The 19,907-nt window shown below is 39.8% G+C and carries 22 protein-coding genes and 1 pseudogene; 4 read left to right on the top strand and 19 right to left on the bottom strand.

Annotated features, from left to right (window positions below; all coding sequences use genetic code 11):
* The 6 genes from yqeK to ABVJ71_RS00835 are packed head-to-tail and all read right to left on the bottom strand — an operon-like array spanning position 1 to position 3,910.
* Complete coding sequence (gene yqeK, locus ABVJ71_RS00860; RefSeq protein WP_353855170.1) at positions 1–564, bottom strand: bis(5'-nucleosyl)-tetraphosphatase (symmetrical) YqeK; 564 nt, start codon at positions 562–564, stop codon at positions 1–3.
* On the bottom strand, positions 554–1,123 hold the full coding sequence (locus tag ABVJ71_RS00855) for a nicotinate-nucleotide adenylyltransferase (RefSeq protein ID WP_353855169.1): 570 nt from the start codon (positions 1,121–1,123) through the stop codon (positions 554–556). The genes yqeK and ABVJ71_RS00855 overlap by 11 nt, the downstream gene beginning before the upstream one ends.
* Before the next feature lie 13 nt (positions 1,124–1,136).
* Positions 1,137–1,427: a ribosome assembly RNA-binding protein YhbY gene (gene yhbY / locus ABVJ71_RS00850; protein ID WP_353855168.1), complete on the bottom strand. Its 291-nt coding sequence runs from the start codon at positions 1,425–1,427 to the stop codon at positions 1,137–1,139.
* Positions 1,421–2,263 carry a shikimate dehydrogenase gene (gene aroE, locus ABVJ71_RS00845; protein WP_353855167.1) on the bottom strand — a complete coding sequence of 281 codons (843 nt, stop codon included), beginning with the start codon at positions 2,261–2,263 and terminating at the stop codon, positions 1,421–1,423. The genes yhbY and aroE overlap by 7 nt, the downstream gene beginning before the upstream one ends.
* 22 nt (positions 2,264–2,285) lie before the next feature.
* Entirely contained in the window at positions 2,286–3,386 is a 1,101-nt protein-coding gene (gene yqeH, locus ABVJ71_RS00840; protein WP_353855166.1) for a ribosome biogenesis GTPase YqeH, read from the bottom strand.
* Positions 3,387–3,388: 2 nt separating this feature from the next.
* A complete protein-coding gene (locus ABVJ71_RS00835) occupies positions 3,389–3,910 on the bottom strand; it encodes a YqeG family HAD IIIA-type phosphatase (RefSeq protein WP_353856499.1) in 522 nt (173 codons plus the stop codon).
* Positions 3,911–4,272: 362 nt separating this feature from the next.
* Here ABVJ71_RS00835 and ABVJ71_RS00830 point away from each other — a divergent pair, with 362 nt between their 5' ends.
* On the top strand, positions 4,273–4,413 hold the full coding sequence (locus ABVJ71_RS00830) for a sporulation histidine kinase inhibitor Sda (RefSeq protein ID WP_003217327.1): 141 nt from the start codon (positions 4,273–4,275) through the stop codon (positions 4,411–4,413).
* A 135-nt stretch (positions 4,414–4,548) separates the two neighbouring features.
* Here ABVJ71_RS00830 and ABVJ71_RS00825 read toward each other — a convergent pair whose 3' ends face one another.
* The 4 genes from ABVJ71_RS00825 to ABVJ71_RS00810 all read right to left on the bottom strand — a co-directional run bounded on the left by ABVJ71_RS00825 (position 4,549) and on the right by ABVJ71_RS00810 (position 6,815).
* Positions 4,549–4,698: a hypothetical protein gene (locus ABVJ71_RS00825; RefSeq protein WP_353855165.1), complete on the bottom strand. Its 150-nt coding sequence runs from the start codon at positions 4,696–4,698 to the stop codon at positions 4,549–4,551.
* Between the two features lie 78 nt (positions 4,699–4,776).
* Positions 4,777–5,481 (bottom strand): GDSL-type esterase/lipase family protein, encoded by a 705-nt coding sequence (locus ABVJ71_RS00820; protein WP_353856498.1) that lies wholly within the window; start codon positions 5,479–5,481, stop codon positions 4,777–4,779.
* A 108-nt stretch (positions 5,482–5,589) separates the two neighbouring features.
* Positions 5,590–6,330, bottom strand: coding sequence for a polysaccharide deacetylase family protein (locus ABVJ71_RS00815; RefSeq protein WP_353855164.1), 741 nt, complete (start codon positions 6,328–6,330; stop codon positions 5,590–5,592).
* A gap of 266 nt (positions 6,331–6,596) precedes the next feature.
* On the bottom strand, positions 6,597–6,815 hold the full coding sequence (locus ABVJ71_RS00810) for a hypothetical protein (RefSeq protein WP_353855163.1): 219 nt from the start codon (positions 6,813–6,815) through the stop codon (positions 6,597–6,599).
* A gap of 224 nt (positions 6,816–7,039) precedes the next feature.
* Between ABVJ71_RS00810 and sigK the strand changes: the two genes are divergently transcribed.
* Positions 7,040–7,765, top strand: coding sequence for an RNA polymerase sporulation sigma factor SigK (sigK, locus tag ABVJ71_RS00805; RefSeq protein ID WP_353855162.1), 726 nt, complete (start codon positions 7,040–7,042; stop codon positions 7,763–7,765).
* A gap of 292 nt (positions 7,766–8,057) precedes the next feature.
* Here the strand turns inward: sigK and ABVJ71_RS00800 are convergent, their stop codons facing one another.
* The 3 genes from ABVJ71_RS00800 to ABVJ71_RS00790 are packed head-to-tail and all read right to left on the bottom strand — an operon-like array spanning position 8,058 to position 10,575.
* Positions 8,058–8,606, bottom strand: a complete 549-nt coding sequence (locus tag ABVJ71_RS00800; protein WP_353856497.1) for a nuclease-related domain-containing protein — start codon at positions 8,604–8,606, stop codon at positions 8,058–8,060.
* 35 nt (positions 8,607–8,641) lie between these two features.
* Complete coding sequence (locus ABVJ71_RS00795; RefSeq protein WP_353855161.1) at positions 8,642–9,082, bottom strand: rhs-associated protein; 441 nt, start codon at positions 9,080–9,082, stop codon at positions 8,642–8,644.
* Positions 9,083–9,096: 14 nt separating this feature from the next.
* Positions 9,097–10,575, bottom strand: a complete 1,479-nt coding sequence (locus ABVJ71_RS00790; RefSeq protein WP_353855160.1) for a T7SS effector LXG polymorphic toxin — start codon at positions 10,573–10,575, stop codon at positions 9,097–9,099.
* A 392-nt stretch (positions 10,576–10,967) separates the two neighbouring features.
* Between ABVJ71_RS00790 and ABVJ71_RS00785 the strand changes: the two are divergent.
* A pseudogene (locus ABVJ71_RS00785) lies at positions 10,968–11,132 on the top strand (RNA polymerase subunit sigma-70); the annotation flags it as partial.
* Between the two features lie 415 nt (positions 11,133–11,547).
* Here the strand turns inward: ABVJ71_RS00785 and ABVJ71_RS00780 are convergent.
* From ABVJ71_RS00780 to ABVJ71_RS00760, 5 genes are all read right to left on the bottom strand, one after another.
* Positions 11,548–11,841: a spore coat protein gene (locus ABVJ71_RS00780; RefSeq protein WP_353855159.1), complete on the bottom strand. Its 294-nt coding sequence runs from the start codon at positions 11,839–11,841 to the stop codon at positions 11,548–11,550.
* A gap of 573 nt (positions 11,842–12,414) precedes the next feature.
* Entirely contained in the window at positions 12,415–13,755 is a 1,341-nt protein-coding gene (locus ABVJ71_RS00775) for a sugar porter family MFS transporter (RefSeq protein ID WP_353855158.1), read from the bottom strand.
* Positions 13,756–13,844: 89 nt separating this feature from the next.
* On the bottom strand, positions 13,845–15,266 hold the full coding sequence (gene araA / locus ABVJ71_RS00770; protein ID WP_353855157.1) for an L-arabinose isomerase: 1,422 nt from the start codon (positions 15,264–15,266) through the stop codon (positions 13,845–13,847).
* Between the two features lie 17 nt (positions 15,267–15,283).
* On the bottom strand, positions 15,284–15,988 hold the full coding sequence (locus ABVJ71_RS00765; protein ID WP_353856496.1) for an L-ribulose-5-phosphate 4-epimerase: 705 nt from the start codon (positions 15,986–15,988) through the stop codon (positions 15,284–15,286).
* Positions 15,982–17,607, bottom strand: coding sequence for an FGGY-family carbohydrate kinase (locus tag ABVJ71_RS00760; protein ID WP_353856495.1), 1,626 nt, complete (start codon positions 17,605–17,607; stop codon positions 15,982–15,984). The genes ABVJ71_RS00765 and ABVJ71_RS00760 overlap by 7 nt, the downstream gene beginning before the upstream one ends.
* Before the next feature lie 283 nt (positions 17,608–17,890).
* On the opposite strand from ABVJ71_RS00760, the gene ABVJ71_RS00755 reads away from it, so the two are divergent.
* Positions 17,891–18,982, top strand: a complete 1,092-nt coding sequence (locus tag ABVJ71_RS00755; RefSeq protein WP_353855156.1) for a GntR family transcriptional regulator — start codon at positions 17,891–17,893, stop codon at positions 18,980–18,982.
* A 27-nt stretch (positions 18,983–19,009) separates the two neighbouring features.
* Here ABVJ71_RS00755 and ABVJ71_RS00750 read toward each other — a convergent pair whose 3' ends face one another.
* Complete coding sequence (locus ABVJ71_RS00750) at positions 19,010–19,735, bottom strand: DsbA family oxidoreductase (RefSeq protein WP_353856494.1); 726 nt, start codon at positions 19,733–19,735, stop codon at positions 19,010–19,012.
* Positions 19,736–19,907 lie beyond the last annotated feature (172 nt).

The following is a 19,907-nucleotide window of genomic DNA, read 5'->3' as shown; positions in this document are numbered from 1 at the left end:
TTATTTATTCTTTTGCACAAGCGAGTTGTAGGTTGCAAGTGTATCGGGAAACACCGGCTGATTCTTTTTCATTAAAAAGTTGATTGTGTTTTTTAATGATTGAATAAGCGCACTGTCCAAATCACTCTCTGCAAGCTCCCTCACTTCTTCTACGCCAGGAAAATGACGTCCTGGTTCAATATAGTCAGCCACGTATATCACTTTTTCCAGTAATGTCATTCCTGGTCTGCCAGACGTATGGAATTCAATCGCTGATAAAACCTCTTGATCCTCTATACCAGCTTCTTTTTTGACTAAGTATGCACCAACCGGAGCATGCCAGAGCTCAGGGGAATAGTTAAGCAACAGAGGGTTCATTCCTTCATTTTGTATGATTCCCTTCATTTCTTCCTTTGGTCTAAATTTAGCATAGTCATGAAAAATCGCTGCGATCTCTGCTTTTTTCACATCTGCACCAAATCGTTCCGCTAATGAAATGGCTGTCTTCATGACCCCAATTGTATGTGTATATCTATGCTCTGTTAACTGTTCTTTGACACAGTTCAATGCCTTTTCACGATTCATATAAATGATGCTCCTTTATATAACGCTCGACAGCTTTCGGAATCAAATAATCAACTGGTTCTCCTAATTGCATTCGCTGCCTAATCAATGTCGATGATACATCAAAAACAGGGACATCCGCAAATAAAAGGGGATAGGTCGTTTCCCCTTGAAAACCAGATCTTTTCATACCGATAAAGGTAATCATTTGAAGCAAATCATCAATTCGATGCCATTTAGGCAAATAATCAACCATGTCCGCTCCAATCATAAAAAAGAACTCATCTTCAGGATGGCGTTTTTTTAATATTTCCACCGTATCTACTGTATAAGAAGGACCTTCTCGCTCCATTTCAATGAGTTCCAGATGAAAATACGGATTGGGCTGAATTGCCGTTTCCACCATTTTCACCCTATGATGACTGTCTGCTCGTTTTCGCCCCGTTTTATGAGGAGGCTTGTGATTTGGGATAAACCAAATTTCATCAAGCCCCACCTGAAAACGCACCTCATTGGCCATCAGCAAATGCCCATTATGCGGAGGATCAAATGTACCGCCGAACAATCCTATTTTTTTCATATGATATCCACCTTTACGGCAGCTTAATTTGTTTCTTTTCCTTAGACTCTCTATAAAGGACAATCACATTTCCGATCGTTTGAACGAGCTCTGCCTTTGTACTCTTTACAAGAGCTTTAGCGACCTCACTTTTATCTTCATCACAATTTTGCAATACGCTGACCTTTAAAAGTTCTCTTACTTCAAGCGCTTCAGACATTTGCTTGACCATATTGTCATTTACCCCGCCTTTTCCAACTTGAAAAATAGGTGATAAATGATGTGCTTGTGCACGTAAAAAACGTTTTTGCTTACCTGTTAACATGGTGTTCCTCCTAATTTCTCTATAACAATTGACTTCATTTTTTTCACATCAGGCGTGATGCCTGTCCATAGCTCAAACGCTCTTGCCGCTTGACCAACAAACATCCCGACGCCATCCACTGTTTTTAACCCTAATTGTTTTGCTTCACTTAACAGCTTTGTTTCTAGTGGATTATACACAATATCACAAATGACCGCTGTTTTTTTTGCGTTTGCTAAAGAAAGCGGGGTTTCATTTACGTTCGGATACATGCCAATAGAGGTGGTATGAATGATCACATCATAATCCCCAAGACGTTCTTCCGCTGTTTTTAATGCAAATGCACTTGATGTGATTTTTCCAACTGCATTTTCGATTAAGGCTTCTGCTTTTTCAATCGTACGATTGGTGATATCAAATCGTTTTGGTGCATACTCTGCAATTGTTGTATAAATGGCACTTGCCGCTCCGCCTGCACCGATCATCAGAAAAGACAACTGTGATAACGGTTGATCTAAAGCATCGAGCAATGAATGAAGAAAGCCCTCTCCGTCTGTATTGTATCCAACAAAATGACCATCTTCGAGTCGAACAGTATTCACTGCTTTTAAACGTTCGGCTGTTACATCTATTTTGTCAAGATATTGCATAATCTCAACTTTATGCGGGACAGTGACGTTGAAGCCGCTAATCCCTAAGGCTTTCATTCCTTTAATTGCATATTCAAGCTGGTTTTTTTCTACTTGAAAGCCATGATAATGCCCATCGATCCCAGCTTCCTTTAATGCAGCGTTATGAATATCTGGAGACATAGAATGACCAACAGGGTTTGCGATTAATGCGTATAAAGGTTTCAAGGTCTCTCCCCCCTTTGAACTTTTAAATTAACGAACGTCTAACAAAGACGTGAACACCTTTTGGCGCATAGACTTTTATTTGTTTATCTGCTTCATTTGCCGTCACCCAGCCTAATCCTGAAAATACGATATCCATTTTTGGCTGATTAATTGTAAATGTATGGGGAACGAGCGGAGGAAAATCTGCCATTCCCTCTTTTGTCGGCGGTGATAGTAGCTCGCCTGCATGTTTTTCATATAATTCATTTGCATTTTCTAACTTTGTCCGGTGAATGTTTAATTCATTTGGCATATAGCAGACAAATGAAGTTCTGCCGCCTTTGACATAATCAAATCTTGCGAGCCCGCCAAAATAAAGTGTTTGAGCTTCATTTAACTGAAACGTTCTCGGTTTTAATTCTTTTTTAGGTGTTAAGATCTTCAAGTCTTTTTTGCTCACATAATGCGCCATTTGATGACGGTTGATGATTCCTGGAGTATCGTATAGAGCAGAGCCATCATCAAGCGGAATCTCAATCGCATCAAGTGTTGTTCCAGGGTAATGCGACGTGGTAATCACATTCTCTTCCCCAGAAACTTCTTTGATGATTCGATTGATAAACGTCGATTTCCCTACATTCGTACAGCCGACCACATATACATCTCTACCCGCACGATAATGGTCAACCGCTTCCATGACCTCTGGCACTCCTTGTCCTCTGCTTGCACTGATCAGGAAGACATCAATGGGATTCAGTCCGTTTTCTTTTGCTTCACGCTTCATCCATTGAACAAGACGATCTCGTTTCACCGATTTCGGTAAAATATCTACTTTGTTGCCGACAAGTAAAATCGGATTACCACCAACAATACGGCTTAGTCCGTTAATCCAACTGCCGTTAAAATCAAAAATATCAACGACCTTTACAATGAGAGAATCTGTTTCGCCAATGCTGTGTAACATATTTAAAAAATCGTCTTCTGTTAAAGAAACATCCTGAATTTCATTGTAGTTCTTTAACCTAAAACAGCGCTGGCAAATCACATCTTCTTTCATTAGAGATGCTGCCGGCGCATATCCTAATTGATCTTTATTTTCCGTCTGAATGGCTACACCGCAGCCAATACAAACAACCTTTTCCATTATTACTCTTCCTCCCACTGAATGTGGCCCTTACGTTTTAAGGCATCTAATATTCTGCGTTCAATCTGTCTGTTAAACTTCGTGAAAAATCCGTCCGATGCAGCAACAGGAACGACCAAAATGGTATGGAAGCCATGTCTATTTCCGCCCAAAACATCTGTCATAAGCTGGTCACCAATGACAACCACATCTTCTTTTTTTAATTGCATATCAGCCACTGCTTTATTAAATGCTCTGCCCATTGGCTTTCTCGCTTTATAAATAAACGGGATATGGACCGGCTCAGAAAAAAGCTTCACTCTCTTTTCATTATTGTTCGATACAATCGTCACTTGTATCCCGTGATCTTTCATTTCTTGAAACCATTCAATTAGACGTGGCGTCGCACTTGGACGATCCCACTCTACTAGTGTGTTATCTAAGTCGGTAATAATTCCTTTTACATTTCGTTCTTTTAGCTTTTGCGGCGAAATGTGGAAAATACTTTTCACAAATTCATCCGGTAAGAAATACTTCTTTAGCACAATTTGCACCCTTTCTTTCATTGGTTTTCAAAGACTTGTGTCGAATCAAATCACAATTTGTCTGTCTATCGAATACAACGAAAAAGTTTTCGACATATGACGAGGACCTTCAACAGGTGTGGATAATTTTACACACATTATCCACCTATATTTCATCACGCTTTCATTCAATTATAAACACTCTACCCACAAGTTATCCACTTAACCATGTGGATAACAGAACGATTGTTCTTGTTTCCCATTCATGGTAGATTAAAGGTACTTCAAAGACATTCGATCAACCTATGATGATATGTCTTTTTCTCAAGTTTTATGCCAACTTTTTCAGGGGAGGTGTTTTTCCCATCATATGGGTTTCTAGTATGAAAAAGCTGTCAGATGATTTACTTATAGAATCATATTATAAAGCAAATGAAATGAATCTAAATCGCGACTTCATTGAATTAATTGAGACAGAAATGAAGAGACGTTCGCTCGGGCATATGCTCTCTGTTTCCTCTTAATTCCTTATCACCAGGAACCATGCCTCCCGAGCACTTCCTTTTTTAAACTCAGGTGACTGATATTATATCATTTGCGCTATGGGCTTACTACTATTTTCCGTAAAAAACACCCCTTCTTATAAAAGAAGAGGTGTCTTATTTGCAAGACTGTTCATTCCAAAACCATAATCCTCCGCCTACAACAAGAATGACAACAAGGAAGACGACAAGAAAAGCGTAGCCTATTCCAGTTCCTTGAGCTGGGTAACACGAACACGCCGGGTAAGGATAAGGACTTCCCCACATATCAGTTGCCTCCTTATAAGAAGATACACTGTTAGCCTATGCTAAATTTATTGTCTTGTTTAGGCAAATAGCCACTTTTTAAAAATGTTTCATGACATCACGCTCTTTGATTTCGTTATAAATAATCCTAGCTCCTTTAGGTGTCATATGATTGCCGGAGGGGTCAATGAGACCCGACTGAATAAGGGCTCTGTCACTATTTTCACCAGCTTTTTGAATGAATGCTTTCCAATTATCCACGAGTGGTACATTCTGTTCCTTAGCTACTTCTCTCGTGATGTCATTATATGAGTTTTGCCATGCTCTCGCTCCGCCTCTTTCTGTAAAATAAGACGGCTTATATCGCGAGTAATAATATAAGCCCTTTTTCCCTCCTTCTACAACAGGTACACATGTCATCAAAATCGGGGTAATGCCCTCTTTTCTACTTTCAGAAATGAAATACGATAAATTTTCTTTAAAACGCTTTTTTGTCACACGGGGATGTTTCCCGTCTAATATCGCCGCATCATTTGTACCGAACATGATGAAGACGTACGTTGGTTTTTGATTCAAAATATCCTGTTCAAAACGAAGCTTCGCATCTTCAGTTGTCTGGCCGCCGATTCCTGCATTCATTACTTGAATTTTGCCGCGCTCGCCATTTTTGATGAGATTCACCCACTTCTCAGATGTTGGGTAATCACGAAAATCCCAATTGGACCCCCTTGTGTTGCTGTCGCCAAATGCAATGATACTTTCGTGAACTGGCTTTGAACATCCATTGACAACACATATTAGCATGAAAAGTAAAATGCATTTCTTCAAAACATTCACCTCCAAAAGCCCTCTTCATATAGTAAACGACAAAACTTTTGGTTTCAATGAATGACTATTTGTAACGGATACATTCTATTGAAGAAGGATGGGCTGAAGGGCTCGGTCATGATGTAGCAATTCGCTTACTTTCACAAATTGATAGCCCTCTTTCTTTAACACGGGGACAACCTGTTTGAGTGCTTCTACTGTTTGCTTGCGATTGCCTCCGCCATCATGCAAAAGGATGATATCGCCGCCTTGAATGTGTTCAATAATACGGCTTGCAATTTTATGTGCCCCCGGTCTTGACCAGTCTTTCGGGTCTTGTGTAAACGACCACATCACCACATCATATCCTTGTTTTGTGAGGATACGAAATGACTTCATATTGAGTCTGCCACCAGGCGGTCTAAATAATAATGGGCCGCTCGGCTGAAGAGATGCAATGTGGGCCGCAGATTCTTTTAATTCCTGCTTGATTTCCTTTGATGAAAGAAGATCAAAATACGTATGATTCATTGTGTGATTGCCCAGTTCATTTCCTTCCTTGACAATCCGCTGTGCGATCTCTGGATACGCATGAATCCGGCTCCCGATTACAAAAAAACTAGCATTTACTTGATGCTCCTTCAGTACATCCAATATTTGATTCGTATATACCGGATGCGGTCCATCATCAAACGTCAACGCAATCTTTTTCCTTTCTGCTCTCATGTCCCAAAAGACTCTCCCGTTTTTTTCAAGATCCGCTCTTCTTAATGTGCCTGCCTCTGTCTCATTGGGTACAAAAGCGCATAGTAACAGTATACACACAAGGATATGCAAACCTTTCATCAGACCGCCTCCCAGAGAACATCATTAAGAATTAAAATGCCCCTTTGTGATGAATTCATGCAGGACTTGGTCTGCTTCTTTCTGGCTTCTTCTTTGTTCAATTAAAAAAGCCGACCATACAGTGGCCCGCTTTTTGTATCACGTTTGGTTTCTCTCTTCAACTGTCAAACGTTGCTTAGAATCCATACAGACACTCTCCTTCTTGGATTTGATTTTGAGCCTATAGAAGAGTATAGGCTAATTTTTTTCAAATAATCATTGTTTTTTTATAGTTGCCCTTCATTTATCCCCTCAACATATAAAGCATCCAGATATTGAAACATATGACAGAAAAGATGATCCTCATGCTTCTTGGCGGCTAATTTCCCAGCTTCTAATATGCGCAGTGCATGCTCCTGCTTATGTTGTCTAAAGAGAAATTTCGCAAGCGTATATAATGTGTGCGGTAGCGTTGGAAGTGCCTCTACAGAAAGAACCTTCCCCATTTTCCGAAAAAACCCCTTCCCTTTTCGGTCTAATCATTACATCTTTTAGCACGCTTCTTAACCGCCAAGCACCGCAAACATGTTAGGAAGTGACGAAAACAGGCAAACGAATAAACGTTTCTTTTGAAAAAAATGATTTTTTCATCGTACAGACACAGACAGCCCCTCCCTCACATACATTTGAAGATATAGGCAAAGGCCTAAACATGGTGGAGGTGAAATTCGTGGCAGGAGTATTTACAGCGATGGGATTGATGGTCAAAGAATTGGTGTTTTTAGTGTCCTATGTCAAAAACAATGCCTTTCCACAACCCCTTTCAGGAGATGATGAAAAAAAATACTTAGCCCTCATGGCACAGGGGAATGAACATGCAAGAAACATGCTCATTGAACATAACCTTCGGCTTGTTGCCCATATCGTGAAGAAATTCGAAAATACTGGGGAAGACGCAGAAGATCTCATCTCCATCGGAACAATCGGGCTGATTAAAGCTATCGAAAGCTATTCATCGGGTAAAGGGACAAAACTTGCAACCTATGCTGCAAGATGTATAGAGAATGAGATTCTCATGCATTTGCGTGCGCTCAAAAAAACAAAAAAGGATGTTTCACTTCACGACCCCATCGGTCAAGATAAGGAAGGAAACGAAATTTCATTGATTGACATTTTAAAATCAGAAAGTGAAGACGTGATTGACACCATTCAGCTAAATATGGAGCTTGAAAAGGTCAAAGAGTACATTGACATTTTAGATGGACGAGAAAAAGAAGTCATCGTTGGCAGATTCGGACTGGATTTGAAAAAGGAAAAAACGCAACGGGAAATTGCGAAGGAGCTTGGAATTTCAAGAAGTTATGTATCGCGGATTGAGAAACGGGCACTGATGAAGATGTTCCATGAGTTTTACCGGGCGGAGAAGGAGAAGAGGAAAAGGGATAAGGGGAAATGAGCTGAGATATCAATGTATTTTTATTTACAAGTCATCAACGCTATCTCTATTCTGAATTAGGGAACCGTTTCTTTCAGCTCGACAATGACAGCGAAAAGAAATGGAAGGTTAAACAGACAAAAGGCATCCCTATTTTTTGTTCCATAAAATGGAAAAGACCATGCCAAGCGTAAGACAACTTATATATTTTAAAAAAACAAGTGAAAACCCCACTTTTACTTCAAGTAAAGGTGGGGTTTGTCTACGGTCTGAAAGCATCCAATGCTTTATAAGTTGACATTTATTTAATTTTTTATGAGAGATAGTTAACTTTTTGCATAATCATTTTTATTTGTTGTATCTCATCAACCGTATATTTAGCCGGTCTTAAAACCTCATTCTCAAAATACTCGCACAGACTCGCTTTTGAGGTAAATCTATACTTATCTTTTTTAGAATAATCTAATACACGATTTTCTTTACTCTCTGGATAACCAAAATAGACTATAGGCTCAACATAGTTGAATTTATGATGATAGGTTATGAGAAAATTTCTGAGTTTGTACATTGTGTTTCTTGGGTTATCATAAAAAGAAATATTTATAGACATTTTTTGATCAGAATCCTTATCTATATTGCTATTTTTCATAAAAATGATAGTCTGCTCTTTATCACTATTCACATTCGGAAATAATAGTTCAAAAACAAACGAAAAGTCATTAGCAATTGATTTCGCATTTTTATGATTAATCCCATGAATAACTGTTCCACGCCAATACTTCGTTTCTATAATATAGACATCTGATGGCAAAATAACTAAATGGTCAATTTGTCTGGTCTTTGTCTCCCCATTGCCTACTATAAATCTTTTATTTTTACTATACGTGACACTTGAAATTATTTCTTGTTTAAACTAAAACCGAAATCCAAATAGTTTTCATAAGAAATGCACATACACCAATCACCTTCTAATGATATAAAGTAGTGGTGCTGTGGGACATCTAAAAAACAGACTAGTAACTCTTCTATATGCTTTAATTCAAACTGGTACCCAAACTCTGTAAGATTATCCCCTATGTAAATTACTTGTAAGTTATTATCTAAATATTTTTCTTTTAATTCAGTTATAAATAGAAGAGCATCAGGAAGTAACGATTCATTATTTGAGTTCATACTATAATGATTTTTAGTTTGTAACCAATCTATTTTCGAACCATCAAATTCAAATTTTTGTTCTAATAAATCTAAATAAATTTCTGGATCTTTATTTACTTTGACACAATTAAGAAGGTCTTTTAATTCCAAATCCTTTATTAGATCTTCATCATAAGTATTCAATAAAATTAACCCCTTTATCTGAAATGTTTTTGTATTTTTTTCACTGTTTTTTCGGATGCATCAAATTCAAAATGCGGTCCCTTTTCTTTCCCAGCCCAAACGTTAATATGAGCACCACTCCTACTATCATGCTCGATTCGGAAACCTATTTTACCGTCCTCAGTTTGTCTACCTATAGGTTTATTTCTAGTGTATCCAAACTTTCCAAAGGTTTGTTTTTCAGATTTAAAGCCTCTTTCCTCCAACCAAGCCAGTGCTTCATTTCTAGATTGCTCGTATGACTTGTTTTTATTTGTAGCCTTAACCCCTATTTTACCGTGAATCCCTTTCGCCCCAATCGGCAAAAGCATTCCAAGCGCTGCGTTCATGCTGGCTTCTTGCTGTTCTTTTGAGATTTTGTTCCCAAACATATCTCTACCAGTAATTGTTTCACTGAAGCCATTGGTTGCAGTGAGACCATATAACCCTTTTTGAGATGTTTTTAAAGCGTCAAAAGACTTTTGTGACGTCTTGTAAATGTCCACTGCCCTGACTGCGGCTGATGTGGCTTGGGTTGTTTTATAGACAGCCTTTCCGCCTTTGAAAATGCGCCCCGCCCAGCCGACGATTGGGATATAACCTGCCGCTGCCATTCCGCCTGCGGCAACACGCTCTCCTGCGGTGAGATGTTTGCCTGTCACAGGATCAATACCTGTTGCGGCTCGTTTGGCGTCATTCACTCCGGTCAGTTCATTCACGATGTTTCCACCATAATCAAGTGCTTTTTCATACCAAGAACGGTTCGCCAATGCTTCTTGTTCCTTCGCAATCTTGCGGGCTTCTTCCTGTTCTTTTTTGATTTTGAGATATTCAGAAGTTTGCTTCTCAATATCGCTTTTTGCTTTATAGATTTCACTATTTTGATACGCTTTCTTATCAAAATTGATCGGTGAAATGGTTTTTCCGTTATTTGTCGCATTCATCATTTCGGCGTACAATGCCATTGTAGCCTGCTCTTCAGTCTCTGACAAAGCATATTCATCTTTTAGATGTTGGTCTAATTCGTTTAAATCTTTTACGGTCTTTTTCCGTTCGTCTTCGGCATCCGTTATCTTTTCATCAAAGATTTGATCATCAAACACATCAAGAGAGATGAGATCATCTATGTCCTGAAAAATGGTTTCCAGTGCCTTCTTTTGATCAGATACAATACTTTTGGCGTTTTTTAACCCCATCTCTACCTGATTTTCTAAAAAGTGTTCATCAATAAAAGTATCACCGCCGAAATTGGCATCTTCAAGTGTACCCGCAACACCTTCGTGGAAGACTTTTTGTTTATCTATAAAGCTAATCAACATGTCCACATTTCCAGCAAGCTCTTGATAAAAACTTTTAATATTGTCGGCACCTTTTCCCGTGAAATCATCACCGAGATTGGCTACACCTTGTAATGCGTGCTTCAAATCTATCATTTGTTCCCGGAGTTCCTGATAGTGCTTCGCTCTTTCTTCCATAGCGCTTGTTAGTGCTTTGGCATCAAGTATTTTCCCCAGAAGAAGTCACTCCCTCCTATTCATTGATAAGGACAATTTTACCAATGCAAAGATTGTCATTAAATAGGGAGAAAGATATAAAAACAGCAATCAGCAAAATTACAGAGTGCTATTTAAAACCATTAATTATTGATTATATTGTATTCTTTTAGAAACCGCTCAAATAATTTATTCCCTTCATCATCAATTTGATCATCATCAAACAGAAGGAATTTTGGTTATTAAAAAACAACATCCTATACATTTCAACCAAAAAAGTCAGTTAATAAGAATTAAGGATGAGAAATATAAAACTGAACCAGAAGAATAAAATTTTTGCTGGACTGTTATTGCACCCCTCGTTTGACATTAATAACGAGATTCTCATGCATTTGCGTGCGCTCAAAAAAACAAAAAAGGATGTTTCACTTCACGACCCCATCGGTCAAGATAAGGAAGGAAACGAAATTTCATTGATTGACATTTTAAAATCAGAAAGTGAAGACGTGATTGACACCATTCAGCTAAATATGGAGCTTGTTCAATCCCTTTAGAAAAAAAAAGAAAGAAAAAACATGATTCAAAGAAAAATTTCTAGAGCTTTGTGATTTTTTTGATTTAACGCATGCACTTGACATGCCTGTCAATCAGTATTCACTAGGAATGAAATATAAGCTTTTCTTTAATAGTATGGTGGCAAGGTCTTCAGAACTGATCATTCTTGATGAACCTTTTACATCTCTTGATGAAGCGCTTCAAACTCAATCGATTTCCTTGCTGAAAAATGAATTCTCACATATATGTATTTTTATTTACAAGTCATCAACGCTATCTCTATTCTGAATTAGGGAATCACTTCTTTCAGCTCGACAATGACAGCGAAAAGAAATGGAATGTTAAACAGACAAAAGGCATCCCTATAAAGGATGCCCTTTGTCTTGCCTTACTGCACATTTACCATTTGCAACGTTTTACCGGGCGGCAGCAAGGATTCTTTACATCCCAACCGCAATCGTATTCTTCAACAATATACTCATTCTGTTCAGTTTGGGTCACAGGATAGTAGTTTTCAATTCTTTTGATATGCTTGTTTACGTTTGTGATATGAGTTGGATGAATTTTTCTAATGGTTTTTTCGTTCGTTGTTGTATTGACAATCTGACGTGTAGGGGATACAACCGTCTCAACTTCTCCCTGATTCCCTCGGCGAGGACCAAAGAAAAAGTTGTCTAATTTGTTTCGGCTCATTTTAACACCCCTTCAACTTGTCTTTTGCTTACACTTTATCGTATGCCAGCGATTAATGATTGATTAGATGGTCGTCTAATTCTTAAAAAATCCACGATGATTCTATTTCAACCTCTTCTTTTCTTGCTTTATAACAGGGGATTTTTAACATATCATACACATGATATCTTGTAAGGAAAGCAACGGCTTTTATCTAATAATGCGACTGAAAAAGGGACCTTCCGGCATGCTATTTATCAGGAAAGCTATCGTTCTCGAAGCGATTTCGCCATTTTATAAAAAACCATATTAATCCTAAGGAGGGTAGCTCTCTATTGCAAGAAGGGGATGACAACTTTTGTCTATCGCACCGTAGCCTGATAAATGAGTCAAATTGATGATGAAAGCAAGAGGTGACGTACATGACGATGAAACAAATTATCCCAATCAGCTAAGTGGAGTTTATGCTAAATATTCTGCCTTTCTTGAAGTGTTAGATATGTCTCCATAAAATCAATAAATTTTCTGCCTGTTGAACTGAAAAATGAGCTCCGTTAAAAACCCATCTACCACTTATGGATAGATGGGGTCTCTTTATACACGTGCTGCCATATCGGTTTCGATTTGCTCTAAGCTTCTTCCTTTTGTTTCGACTAAAACAAAGCGGGTGAACAATAGTCCGATTAAGCAGATCACTCCGAATGAGGAGAAAATGACACCAAAACTAAATTGATCAGCCAAGATCGGGAAGACAAGTCCGACGGCTAGTGATCCAGTCCAGTTGAAGGCAGATGAAATGCCTGCTCCAATGCCCCTGACAGAGAGCGGAAAGATTTCGCCGATGATGATCCAAGTGATCGGCGCCCATGAGAAGGCATAGCACAAAATAAAGCAGCAAAGTGAAATCAATGTGACCCAGTTTAAAATCCCGTCACTAACTCCCAGTGCACCTAATGCCGCTGGTGCAAAGAAGGAAAGTGCCATCCCTGTTCCCCCTACTGTGAGGATCGTTCGGCGATCAAACCGATCAACAAATTGTAAAAAAATGACGGTTGTCACCACAAATATGACACCAACGATGACCGTAAATCCTGCAGCCACCTGCGGAGCAAGGCCTACATTTCTCGCAATACTTGTTGCGTAGTACACAATTGAATTAGCTCCCTGTATTTGCTGAAGTGTGGCCATGCCAATCCCAATGACAAGTGCCATTCGGAATTTCTTTTGGAACAATTGACGAATACCTGAACGTTCTTCTTTTGCCACCTCTAAAATTTCTTGCATTTCCGCCTCGATTTCTTCATTGGAGGAGCGAAGAGATCTTAACACATCACGGGCTTTATTCGCCATTCCATGCTTGATTAAGTACCTCGGAGATTCAGGAAGTTTGAGCATTCCAATATAAAGAACGATGGCAAATAGGGCTGCACTGCCGAGCATAAACCGCCAGCTATTCGGAATCGGTTCAAATACAAATGCCACAATATAGCTAAGCAATAACCCGCTGACAATCATAAGCTGATTGAGCCCAGACAATTTGCCGCGAATTTTAGCAGGAGCAATTTCAGACATGTATGCCGGCACTAAAGATGAGGCTGTTCCTACTGCTGTTCCTAAAAAAATGCGGGCAATGGTCAGAGAGATTTCTTCTGGCGCTATGGCTGATCCGATGGCACCTACAAAAAAGATGATGGACGAGACCAAAATAAGCTTTCGGCGACCAAACTTATCACCTAATAGACCGCTTAAAATCGAACCAATGATCGCACCACCCATTAATGAGGATACGACAATTCCAAGCCATAATGGGCTGAGCTGAAATTCTTGCTGAATGTGCCCTTCTGCACCCGCAATAATGCCAATATCGTATCCAAATAATATCCCTGCAAACGATCCGAAAAAGAAGATAAAATTACTTGACACTTTTTTCTCCAAGCTGATACCCCCTCGCTTAATAAACCGCTTTCATTTCTCCCAATGATTGTACTTTTTTCATAGAATAAGAGAACCTTTTCAGCATTCCTTTATACGACTACGTAATCTACATTCACAAGCTTAGCAAAACGAATGATTTGATCAACAGTTAAATGGAGAGATACCACCGTATGATGCCCGCCACCTTGTTCGATCCATGCCTTTACACCACCCTGAAAGGTTGGTTTTACTTTCCATAAAACGCGAGCAACTGGTAAATGGGGTGCTGCTTCTTGCGGCTCAAAGGCTTCGACTTCTTGAATGAGCCATTTGAAATGCGTACCAAAGTCTGCAATGGATACGACCACACCCTCTCCCGCTTTTCCATCAAACACAAGGCGAGCTGGATCTTCTCGATTTCCTATTCCAAGAGGAGATACAACAATGGCGGGTTTGGTATTGGCGAGTGCCGGATCTACTTCTAACATATGAGATTGTAGCACAGCTTCCTGTCCAGACGTCATTTCATACGTGTAGTCCTCCATAAAACCAGTTGATTGATGATGGCTCATAACCTTTAATAAACGAGCAAGCGCTGCCGTTTTCCAATCACCCTCACCTGCAAACCCGTATCCCTGTGCCATGAGTCGCTGTACCGCAAGTCCTGGCAGTTGCTTCATCCCATGTAAATCCTCAAAGTTCGTCGTAAAAGCGTTGTAACCGCCTTCATCTAAGAAACGTTTAATTGCAATTTCATATCGCGCCTGCTCCTTCACACTCGCTTCCCATTTTTCCAATGAATACGATCCATAATTGATATCATATTGTTCTAGATAATCGGCAAATAACGCATCAACTTCTGTCTCTTTCACCGCATTCACATATTCAACAAGGTCGCCTATCCCATAGTAATCAACCGTCCAGCCGAATTGAATTTGTGCTTCTATTTTATCCCCTTCTGTAACAGCTACATGGCGCATATTATCACCAAAGCGGGCCACCTTAATTTGAAAGCTCTCATGATAGGCAGCAGCTACATCCATCCATTCGGCGATTTGCTGTTTCACATCTTGTTTGGACCAATGGCCGACCACAATATGGTTTCGCTTATTCAATCGCGCATTAATATATCCATACTCCCTGTCTCCATGAGCAGATTGATGTAGATTCATATAGTCCATATTAATGGTGTCCCATGGAATTCTTTCATAATACTGCGTGACTAAATGAAGGAGGGGCTTTTGCAACAAAGAGGTGCCTCGTATCCACATTTTTGCTGGAGAAAATGTATGCATCCAAGTGATGACACCTATGACCTCATCACGATAGTTGATCTCTTTCATCAGTTGTGTGATTTGATCAGCACTGACAGCAAGCTCTTGTAAAATAATCGGGTATGGTAGTAAACCGCTTTCATTTAAAGCATTCGTCATCGTTTGTGCATCTGCCTTCACTTGTTGTAACGCTTTATCCCCATATAGATGCTGTGAACCGACAACAAACCAAAACTCTTTTTTCTGACTTGTTAACATAGAAATCCCTCTTCTCTTTATCTTGAAGATTTTTGTCCGTAATACGCGTTTTGACCATGCTTTCTTAAATAATGTTTATCTAAAATTCGCTGCGGGAGCGGCTCGGCATACTCGTTCAATTGCTTTGCAAAGAGATTCATTTTCGCAACTTCGTCTAGTACCACACTATTCATGACCGCGCTCTTCGCATCTTTCCCCCACGTAAATGGACCATGACCTTGCAATAAGATGCCTGGAACCGCCATCACATCTAAATCTCTTTTCTCAAACGTTTCAATGATCAGTCGACCTGTCTCCACCTCATAGCCGCGATTTACTTCGTCTTCTGTGAGAAAGCGAGCGCAAGGGACATTACCATAAAAGGTATCAGCATGGGTTGTGCCCATTGCGGGTAAATCAAGACCAGCTTGTGCCCATACCGTCGCCCAAGTCGAATGACTATGTGAAATACCACCAATCTCTTCATAGTGTTTGTAAAGCACAGCATGTGTGGCTGTATCTGAAGAAGGGCTCAATTCTCCTTCAACCACCTGACCGTCAAAATCGACAACCACCATATCTTCCGCTTTTAATTTGTCATAATCGATACCGCTTGGTTTAATCACAAACAGACCGCTGTCACGATCGCATGCACTGACATTGCCCCATGTAAATTTCACAAGTCCATATTTGGGCAGGTCTAGATTGGCTTGAAACACTTCTTCTTTTAATCGCTCTAACATATCCATTCCGCTCCCTTCTTCATCGTTAAATGGTCTACTGCTGCTTTTTCAATATGCAACCCTTCTTGATAGCGCTTTAAAAATACCTCAAAGCCTTTGACATCTAGTGGATTTGGTTCCATCAGCTCTTCTGTTGTACTTGCAAACACTTGATGTTCAAGGAAATCAGCCAAAGGTTGCTGTTGACGATGCACTATGTATGAAGCGAGGACGGCCATACCAAATGCACCACCTTCTCCTGCAGTTGAAATAACTGAGACCGGTGTGTTCAAAGCAGCGGCCACCATTTTTTGACCAACGAGGGGTGTTTTAAACAAACCACCATGACCTAGTAATCGATCAATCGCCACTTGTTCATTTTCTTTTAACCTATCCATTCCTATTTTCAACGCACCAAATGCAGAAAAAAGATGGGTACGCATAAAATTGGCTAGATTAAAATGACTCTCTGCCGATCGGACAAAAAGAGGTCTGCCCTCTTGCATCCTTGTAATATTTTCACCAGAATAATAGCCATAGCTTAATAGTCCTCCGCCATCATAATCTGCTTTTAAGGCTTGATGAAGTAATACTTCGTACAACCTTTTTGTGTCAACCGGCTGACCCATTGCTTCAAAAGCCTCACGAAATAAACCCATCCAAGCGTTTAAGTCACTTGTACAATTATTGGCATGAACCATCGCTACTGGATTCCCATCTGGTGTGGTGACGATATCGACTTCAGGGTATACACCTGCCAGATTTTTTTCTAATACAATCATGGCAAAGACAGACGTACCAACTGAAATATTCCCTGTTCGTCTTTTTATACTGTTTGTGGCCACCATCCCTGTCCCAGCGTCTCCCTCTGGCGGGCAAAAAGGAATACCTGGCTGCAATTGCTTCGATTGATCTAAAATAGATGCTCCTGCTGTCGTTAACATGCCAGCCTCTTCGCCAGCAAGATATACACTCGGCAAAAGATGACGAAGCTGCCACGGATAGCCTTTTTCTGCAATCAATTCATCAAATTGATCGAGCATGGCTTCGTTATAATTCTTCGTTGTTTCATCGATTGGAAACATCCCTGAAGCATCCCCAATTCCTATGGCCTGCTTTCCAGTTAACAGCCAGTGAATGTATCCAGATAAGGTTGTCATAAATTCTAGACGATAGACATGTTTCTCCTCGTCTAATATCGCTTGATACAAGTGAGCAATGCTCCATCTTTCTGGGATATGAAATTGGAATAAGTCCGTCAACTTTTGACTGGCTTCGCTGGTTGTTGAATTCCGCCACGTTCGAAACGGGACGAGCAGCTCCCCTGTATGATTACATGCGATATACCCATGCATCATGGCAGAAACCCCAATAGAGCCAATTGTCCGAATCGTGACTCCATAAGTTCGCTCTGCCTCCTCTTTCATATGGCGATAAGCAACCTGAAGACCCGTTATGATATCGATTAAGTGATACGTCCACATTCCATTTTGGCGTGTACTTTCCCATTCATATGTCCCCTGTGCGATTGTTTGAAACTGCTCATCTATTAAAATCGCTTTAATTCGAGTTGAGCCAAACTCAATGCCTAAAGATGTCCGTCCCTCTTCAATGACTCTTGCAGTAAATTCATGATTCATTTTCACGTTCACCCCCATTTTGGTAGCGGTTTCAAATTTCATTTTAAGTTAAAGTGTGTTTATCTGTGTACAAACATACTATAATATTTGTACGTACATTTGTCAACAATAAATATAGTTGTACATACATAAAAAGAGTAATTCCTCCAATTTGTGCTTATCTAAGAAGATAATATGTGAGAAAATGAAATTGCATGTTCCTAAACGAACAACCATGTTAAAATATGTCCATACAATTTCTTCTCAATCCGAGCAGATGAACAACTGAGAAAGAAGTGAAACGATGAAAAAAAAGTATCAAATCATTATGGATGATATAAAAAGTAAAATACTTACAGGAGATTACCGCATTGGGGATCAGATTCCAACCGAATCCAGCTTACAAGACATCTATCAAGTGAGCAGGCATACTGTTCGCAAAGCGATATTAGATCTGTCAAGTGAAGGGTTTTTGCGAAGCGAAAAGGGCTCTGGTACATATGTCTCCAATCAATATCAAACAAAGCCTGCTGGACATTCTCATATGAAATCAATTGGTGTCATTACAACATACATATCTGATTATATTTTTCCTTCGATCATACGAGGTATTGAAAGTCGGTTAAATGAAGAGAACTATTCTCTCTTGTTGGCTAGCACAAATAATGATGTCGAACAGGAAAAAAAAGCGTTAGAAATGATGCTCTCCTTTGGTGTAGATGGGCTCATTGTCGAACCGACAAAAAGCAATTTATATAATCCAAACATCTCGTATTATCTGTCATTCAAAGAGCAGGACGTACCGCTTATCATGATTAATGCCTATTACGAGCAGCTAGATGTTCCTTTTCTCTGTTTAGATGATGTCAAGTCCAGCTATCTTGCCACAAAAGAGCTCATCACCTCTGGACATACAGAGATTGGGCTCATTTCAAAAACTGATGATTTGCAGGGGAAATACCGAATGAAGGGATATATTCAAGCGCTCGGAGAAGCCAAACTCAACTTTCTGCCAGAGCATGTTCTTTTCTTCGATACAGAATCGAAGCAGCATCTGGGTGATCACATAAAAAACTTCCTTATGGACCATCAACATGAACTGACAGCCCTCGTTTGTTATAACGATGAAGTTGGATTAGAAGTAGCCAATGTGTGCAGCCAGATTGGTCTTTCTATCCCAGACGACCTTTCGATTATTGGACAGGATAACTCTTATATTGCACAAAAAAATGCCCATGTGAAGCTCACTACATTGACTCATCCCCAAGAGCAAATGGGGCGAGACGCTGCAAATTGGATGATTAAGAAAGTGCAAGGAAAAAAGAATCTTCCTGACCAAACCTATTATGAGCCTGAATTAGTGCCCGGTGATACGATCAAAAAAATGAAAAAATGAGCCCCTCATGTAGGAAAGCTCATTTTTTCATTTTATTCTCTCTTCTTTTGAAGAAGGCACCACACACATACCATCAGCACATGCAGTCTCATGAAATGCTCCATTTGACGTCTGACCTGCTTGCTCATTCCAAGCCGTTTCAAGTGTACGCAGGAAGGTGTCTGATGATTGTGCACCTGCAACAGAATACTTGTCATTGATTAAGAAAAAGGGAACTGCAGAAATGCCAAGCTCTTTTGCCTCTGTTTCGTCGCTGCGAACATCCTCTGCATACTCTTGACCGTCTAATACTTTTTGTAGCTCACCTTGATCAAGACCTACTTTTTTTGCAATGTCTAAGAGAATTTTGTGATCGCCTACATGCTTTCCATCTGTAAAATATGCTTTAAAAAGCTCTCCCATGACGATATCGCCTTTTCCTGCTTTGCTAGCATACTGCACAAAACGATGCGCATCAAATGTGTTGGTCAGAATTATAGGATCAAATTGAAAATCAACCCCCTTTTCCTTCCCTACCTGCTTCACCTGCTCATTCATGGCAATCGCCTGACTACGGCTCATTCCATATTTTTTGACTAGCATGTCATGCACATCGTAATCTACTTGTTTTGGTGCATGCGGATCAAGCTCAAAGCTTTTAAACTCTACCTCTACCTGATCTCTCTGTGGGAACTGTTCAAGTGCCGCTTCTAACTGTTTCTTTCCTATATAACAAAAAGGACAGGCAACATCTGACCAAATTTGTACTTTCATTTTCATCTTCCTTCCACCTGCTTCAAGTCTTCTCTCAATAGATGTAACTATTATAGTTACATCTATTGAGTAATGTCAAGGAATTATTGTTTTCCGTCTCCTTTCACATGAAAAACCTTTCCTTCAAATGGAGGAAAGGTTACGGTGTTGTGTATAGCCAATTGAATCAGCC

This window comes from Bacillus sp. Bos-x628 (assembly GCF_040500475.1).
Lineage (GTDB): Bacteria > Bacillota > Bacilli > Bacillales > Bacillaceae > Bacillus > Bacillus maqinnsis.
The sequence above is the reverse complement of the archived record's forward strand: the minus strand, read 5'-3'. Positions and strand labels throughout refer to the sequence as shown.